Source organism: Candidatus Nitrospira neuquenensis (assembly GCF_979578155.1).
This window is the reverse complement of the sequence record NZ_CEFZDU010000007.1, coordinates 89,128-95,364: the sequence shown is the minus strand read 5'-3', so window position 1 is coordinate 95,364 and position 6,237 is coordinate 89,128. Positions and strand designations below refer to the sequence as shown.

The 6,237-nt window shown below is 72.1% G+C and carries 7 protein-coding genes; all 7 read left to right on the top strand.

Translation table 11 applies throughout. The annotated features are described in order from the left end of the window. Nucleotides 1–382 (top strand): PqqD family protein (locus tag AC1U7O_RS03980; protein ID WP_479893276.1); only part of this gene is annotated, 382 nt, incomplete at its 5' end. Next, complete coding sequence (locus AC1U7O_RS03975) at nt 366–815, top strand: lasso peptide biosynthesis B2 protein (RefSeq protein WP_479893275.1); 450 nt, start codon at nt 366–368, stop codon at nt 813–815. The genes AC1U7O_RS03980 and AC1U7O_RS03975, both read left to right, overlap by 17 nt. After that, nucleotides 812–2,644, top strand: coding sequence for an asparagine synthetase B family protein (locus AC1U7O_RS03970; RefSeq protein ID WP_479893274.1), 1,833 nt, complete (start codon nt 812–814; stop codon nt 2,642–2,644). The genes AC1U7O_RS03975 and AC1U7O_RS03970 overlap by 4 nt, the downstream gene beginning before the upstream one ends. Before the next feature lie 15 nt (nt 2,645–2,659). Continuing rightward, on the top strand, nt 2,660–2,806 hold the full coding sequence (locus AC1U7O_RS03965; RefSeq protein WP_479893273.1) for a hypothetical protein: 147 nt from the start codon (nt 2,660–2,662) through the stop codon (nt 2,804–2,806). 24 nt (nt 2,807–2,830) lie between these two features. Next, nucleotides 2,831–3,817: a serine/threonine protein kinase gene (locus AC1U7O_RS03960; protein WP_479893272.1), complete on the top strand. Its 987-nt coding sequence runs from the start codon at nt 2,831–2,833 to the stop codon at nt 3,815–3,817. Further along, nucleotides 3,804–4,952 (top strand): 50S ribosomal protein L11 methyltransferase, encoded by a 1,149-nt coding sequence (locus tag AC1U7O_RS03955; RefSeq protein ID WP_479893271.1) that lies wholly within the window; start codon nt 3,804–3,806, stop codon nt 4,950–4,952. The genes AC1U7O_RS03960 and AC1U7O_RS03955 overlap by 14 nt, the downstream gene beginning before the upstream one ends. Before the next feature lie 15 nt (nt 4,953–4,967). After that, the gene (locus tag AC1U7O_RS03950; protein ID WP_479893270.1) at nt 4,968–6,224 is read left to right on the top strand and encodes a nucleotidyltransferase domain-containing protein; all 1,257 of its coding nucleotides are present in this window, start codon (nt 4,968–4,970) and stop codon (nt 6,222–6,224) included. Nucleotides 6,225–6,237 lie beyond the last annotated feature (13 nt).

The following is a 6,237-nucleotide window of genomic DNA, read 5'->3' as shown; positions in this document are numbered from 1 at the left end:
CGCTTCCTTGACAGCCTCGGGGTTCGACGATAGGCTAGCGCAGCCGGGCGACGCGCCGGGGGCGCGCGGGAAAAGGCACGTCATGGACCACATTCGTTCGTTAGCCTCCCAGGTGACCATCCCCGAGGGGATCGTCTTCCGCGACCTCCAGGGAGAGGCCGTCATCCTGAACCTCGACACGGGCGTCTATTTCGGGCTGGACCCGGTCGGCACCAGGACCTGGCATCTCCTGCGGCAACACGGCACCCTGCAGAAGGTCCTGGAGGCCCTGCTCGACGAATATGACGTGACGGAAGCCCGCTGCCGGGAGGATCTGTTGGACCTCGTCGCCCGGATGGAAGAGCAGGGTCTCGTCAGGGTGAGCCATGCGCCTGCTCCATAAGGCCCGGCGGCTCTCCATGCGGGACTGGACCGTGCTCTTAGAGGCCTGGGCGCTGTTCCCGATCATGGACCTGGGCCTCCGCCTCCTCCCCTTCTCCCGTCTGAGGGCCGCGTGCCGCCCGCGCGCCGGTCGCGCTCGGAGCGGAGCGACCGAGCCACCCGCCGTCGTGATCGAGCGGTGCGCCCGGCTCGCCTCCGTCGCCGGACGGTACAGCCCCGTGCGCGTCACCTGTCTGAACGAGGCTCTGGTCCTTTCGGCGTTGCTCGCCCGCCGCGGCCTGGCCACCACCCTTCGGATCGGCGTGGCTCGGCCCAACGGCGACTTCGCCGCCCACGCCTGGCTCGAGCACGACGGCCGGATCATCCTCGGCGAGCCTCGGGGCGACGCCTTCGCCCCGCTCTACGCCAGCGTAGGAGACAGACACCCGACGTGAGCGGATTCGTCGGCATCTGGAACCGGGACGGGCAGCCGGTCGAGTCGCGGCTCTTGCGGCGGATGACCGACGCGCTGGCCTTCCGCGGCCCCGACGCGCAGCGCACCTGGATCGACGGCGCAGTCGGGCTCGGCCATGCCCTGCTCTCGCGCTCGCCGGGCGCGCTCGACGAGCACCAGCCCTCAAGCCTCGACGGCGCGGTCCGGATCGTCGGCGACGTCCGAGTGGACGGCCGGGCGGACCTGGTCCGCGCGCTGGCGTCGCAGGGACACCGGGTCGCCGCCTCGGCGACGGACGCGGAGCTGGTCCTGTACGCCTACCATGCGTGGGGCGAGGGCTGCGTGTCCCGTCTGCTGGGCGACTTCGCCTTCGCGATCTGGGACGGGCAGCGCCGCCGCCTCTTCTGCGCGCGGGACCAGTTCGGCGTCAAGCCGTTCTTCTATGCCGAGGTCGGCGACCGTCTCCTCGTCGGGAACACGCTCCAGTGCCTGCGCCTCGACCCCGCCGTATCCCCCAGGCTCAACGAGCAGGCCGTCGGCGACTTTCTCCTGTTCGGGATGAACCAGGACCTCTCCACCACCGTCTTCGCCGACATCCGTCGCCTCCCCCCCGCCCACTGCTTGACGGCCGGAACGGAGCTGCGGGTGTCTCGCTACTGGACGCTCCCCGCCGATGAAGCGGTGCGTTACCGGCGCGCGGGCGAGTACCTGGAGCGGTTTCAGGAGCTGTTCGGGGCGGCGGTGGCGGACCGACTGCGGACCGATCGGGCCGGCATCCTGATGAGCGGCGGGCTGGATTCGACCTCGGTCGCGGCGACGGCGCGCGGGCGGACGGCGGACGGCGGCAAGCCCTGCCTCCTGCGGGCCTACACCTCGACCGGCAGCCGGCTGCTCCCGGACGAGGAGGCCCGGTTCGCCGCGATCGCGGCCGCCGCCCTCGGCATCCCGATCGTCTACAGAGTCGAGGACGACCTCCGCCCCTTCGACGGATGGGACAAACCTGAGCGCCGCCGGCCCGAGCCGGAGTCCGACCCCCTGGCGGGCGCCGAGGCCGACCTGCTGCGCATGATCGGGGCCGAGTGCCGCGTGCTCCTGACCGGCTACGGCGGCGATCCGGCCTTCCGCGCGCCGGCGACCTATCCGCTGCGCCTGCTCAGGCAGGGCCGCGTCGCCGCCCTGGCCGGCGAGGTGTGGCAGCACCTCCGCGTGCACGGCCGGCTGCCGCCCGTCCGCCCCCTCGCCTGGCTGGCGCGGTGGACGGCGCCGGCCGATCCGCCGCCGTCCTATCCCGGCTGGCTCAACCCGGACTTCGAGGCCCGCCTGGACCTGCGCGCCCGGTGGGCGGCGGCGCCGGCCGAACAGGCCGTCGCGCCGCAGGGCTGCGCCCGCCCCGAGGCTTACGAGTTCCTCACCGCCCCGGACTGGCCCTCGTTGTTCGAGTCCTACGACCCCGGCGTGACCGGCGTGCCCGTGGACCTGCGGCACCCGTTCTTCGACCTCAGAGTCGTGCGGTACCTGCTCGCGATCCCGGCGATTCCCTGGTGCACGAACAAGGCGATCCTCCGGCTGGCCATGCAGGGACTGCTGCCGGACGAGGTGCGCCGGCGTCCCAAGACTGTCGCGGCCGGGGACCTCCTCACGGCGCTGCTCAAGGACGCCTCCCCGTCGTGGACCGCGCGATGGCCGATCGCGCCCGAGCTGACGACCTACGTGAATCCCGACGCGATCCCTTCTCCGCACGACGAGCAAGACCCCGACCGTCTCTGGATGAACCTGCGCCCCTATTGTTTGAGTTTCTGGCTGATGCAGGAAGCGTTGATGCCAACCTGAGCAGGGGAGCACGTGATGAATCTCGACGAGACCGCCAAGGCCAAGAAGCCGTACCACCCACCCGCGCTGCGCGTGTACGGCAACCTGCGCGACCTGACCCATAGCGTCGTGCGCAGCGGCAGAAGAAGTGACAGGCGGACCGGCCGGCTGAAGAGCCGGTGATCGAATCCCCGGAGGCGCCGCCGGATGCCCTTCACCTATCGCCTCTACGGGCTTCTCCTCGAGGCCTCGGATCCCCTCCCCGGCCTGTCCCCGAGCGACGCGGGGACCGGCGGAGGGGTCAAGGTCCGGCTCGGCCGCCTACCCCCCGGCTTCGACGCGCTGGCGGAGCGGCCGGCGGCGATCCGCTACGCAAGTCCCCGGGACGACGAGGGGGCCGGTCTGACCGTGCAGGAGGTCGGCGGCGGCGCGTACTATCGGTTCCTTTACGGCGACGGGACCGAGTTCGCCGTTGATCGCCGCGGCGAGACGGTCTGGGCCTCGTGGCCCCCGCCCTACACCCTCGATGACGCCGCCACCTACCTCCTGGGTCCCGTCCTGGGCTTCGTCCTCCGGCTGCGGGGCGTCACCTGTCTCCACGCGAGCGCGGTCGCGGTCGGCGACCGGGCGATCGCGTTCGTCGGACCCAACGGCGCGGGCAAGTCCACGCTCGCCGCGACGCTGGCCCTCCGCGGCGAGCGCGTGCTCACGGACGATGTCCTCGCGCTCTCGATCCGATCCGGCCAGATCCTGGTCCACCCCGGCTACCCGCGGGTGCGCCTCTGGCCCGCGTCCGTGCTGGGCCTCTACGGCGCGGAAGACGCCCTGCCCCGCCTCACCCCCACCTGGGAGAAGTGCTACCTGGACCTGATCCCGCCACGTCGGTTCCAGGACCGACCGCTCCCCCTGGCCGCCGTCTACCTGCTGGACGAGCGCGGGAACGGGCCCGGCCTGCCGCGGATCGAGCCGGTGCCCGCGGCCGTCGGGCTGCTCGACCTGGCGGCCGATACCTATGTCAATTACCTGCTGGACCGCGCCATGCTGGCGCAGGAGTTCGAGGTGTTGGCGAAGCTGGCCTCGCTCGTGCCGGTCCGGCGCGTCGTCGCGCGCGACGAGCTGGCGGCCGTCGCCGCCCTCTGCGACGCCGTGCTGGACGACGCCCTCGCCGCAGCCGCCGACCATGGGCCCCTATAACCTCCTGGACCACCTCACGATGGTGGCCGACGCGGTCCGGACGGGGACCTACATCGAGGCCCTGCGCCGAACCGTCCGGCCCGGCGTGGTCGTCGTGGACCTGGGAGCCGGGACCGGGGTGTTCGCCATGCTGGCCTGCCGGTTCGGGGCGCGGAAGGTCTATGCCATCGAGCCCGACGAGATCATCGAAGTCGGCCGTGCGCTCGCCGCCGCCAACGGGTTCGCCGACCGGATCGAGTTCATCCCGCACCCCTCCACCGAGGTCACGTTGCCGGAGCAGGCCGACGTCATCGTCGCCGACCTCCGCGGCGTCCTTCCGTGGTTCCAGCGCCATCTGCCCTCGATCGTGGACGCCCGGAACCGGCTGCTCGCGCCGGACGGCGTCCTGATTCCCGACCGGGACTCCGTGTGGATCGCCCCGGCCGAGGCGCCGGACCTCGTCCGCCGGGTGATCTGCCCCGTCGAGGAGCGGCTCTACGACCTCGACCTCGCGCCGGCCCGCGATTTGGCGGCCAACGAATGGAGCAAGGGCCGCATCACGGCCGAGCAGGCGGTGCTCGCACCGCAGCGCCTGGCCGAGATCGCCTACAAGGCCGTGGGGGAATCCGACCTCGACGCGACGGTGTCCTGGGCGGTGCCGCGTGATTGCGCCGCCGATGGTCTGGTCCTCTGGTTCGACACGACCCTCGTCGAGGACGTCGGATTTTCCAACGCGCCGGCGGCGCCGGCGGCCATCTACGGCCAGGCCTTCTTCCCTTGGCCCAGCCACCTGGCCCTGGCCGCGGGCGACCGCCTGACCGTCACGATCAAGGCCGTGCTCGTCGCCGATGACTACGAGTGGTTCTGGGACACGACCCTGCGGGACGAGGCCGGGCGCGTCAAGGCGGCCTTCCAGCAATCCACCTTCTGGGGCCGCCCGCTCTCCGCCGCCCGGCTGCGCAAGCGGGCGGCGGACCATGTGCCGAGCCTGAACGAGGAGGGACTGATGGAACGGTTCATCCTGGAGCTGATGGCCGGCCACCAGCCCCTGTCCGCGATCGCCGACGAGCTCATGGAGAAGTTCCCCGGCCGCTTCGCCCGGTTCGAGGATGCCCTCGCCTATGTCGGCGAGCGATCGCTCCGCTACAGCCGGTAAGGCCCGCGGAACGGCATGGCACGCTTATTCCCGAAGCTGAGCCGCGAAGAACGGGCGCTGCTCTGCGCGGCGCGGCCCATCCTGAGCCAGCCGCGCCGCGACCGGCTGGCCGCGCTTATGACCGGGCCGTTGGATTGGCCCGCCTTCATCGCACAGGCGGACCGCCACGGCGTCGCGCCGATGCTCTACGGCCACTTGCGCGGGTTGCCATCCGGCCTCGTCCCCCCGCCGGTCTTGGAGGCGCTGGCGCAGCTCGCGCGCGCCGCCCTCGCCTGGAACCTCCGCCTCCGTCACGAGCTGCACCGCCTGCTGGGGCTGTTCGAGGAGGCGGGCATCCCGGTCGTCCCCCTCAAGGGGCCCCTGCTCGGCGATCTCTTCTACGAGGAGCCGATGCTCCGCCCCACCGCCGACCTCGACCTGCTCGTCCGTCCGGAGCACCGGACGGCCGCCGGGGAGCTGCTCCAGCGGGCCGGGCTGTTCCGGTATCCCGACCATGAACAGGGAGCGGAGTACCACGTCTCCTACGGCACGACGGCCGGGGAAGGTGTCGTCGTCGAACTCCACAGCGGCCTCGCGGAGGACCATGTCGCCGGGCTGGACCTCGACGCGATCTGGGCGTCGGCCCTCTGGACCGACTGGGAGGGCCGCCGGGTCCGGACGATGGCCCCGCCGCACCTGCTGGTCTACCTCTGCCTGCATGCGGTGAAGGACGGACTCGCGTCGCTGCGGCCGCTCCTCGACATCACGCTCCTGTTGGAGCGGGTCGGCGGCCGCCTGCCCTGGGAGCCGATCAGCCGAACGGTCCACGAGGCCGGCGTCCGCCGGCCGGTGTTCCTCGCGTTGATCCACTGCCGAGACCTGCTCGATGCGCCGGTGCCGGCCGAGTTCCTTGACGCGATCCGGCCGCGGCCCGCGCCGGGATGGCTCCTGGGTCTGGCGCTCTTCCGCTGGCGCGGCGCCGTGCTGCACGCCGCGCCGGCCCTGCTCACCGGCCCGGTCATGGCCCTTCAGCGTCTCCTGTGGGAAGACTCCCTCGCCGGCCAGCTCCGGCACCTGCGCCGCAACCTGCTCCCCTCACCCGAGCTCCGCGGCCGCTGGATGGCGCAGCCGGCCGACGGCCCGCTCCTCCGCTGGTACCCGGCCTGGCTCTGGACCGTCTGCCGCCGCCTCGCCGCCCAGGTCCTGTCCCGGCCGTCGGACGATTCCCCCCAAACCGCGCCGGCGACACCCCGGCAGCGACCAACCTTGCACGACGGGAAGAAGATGATATGATGCGCGACCAGGA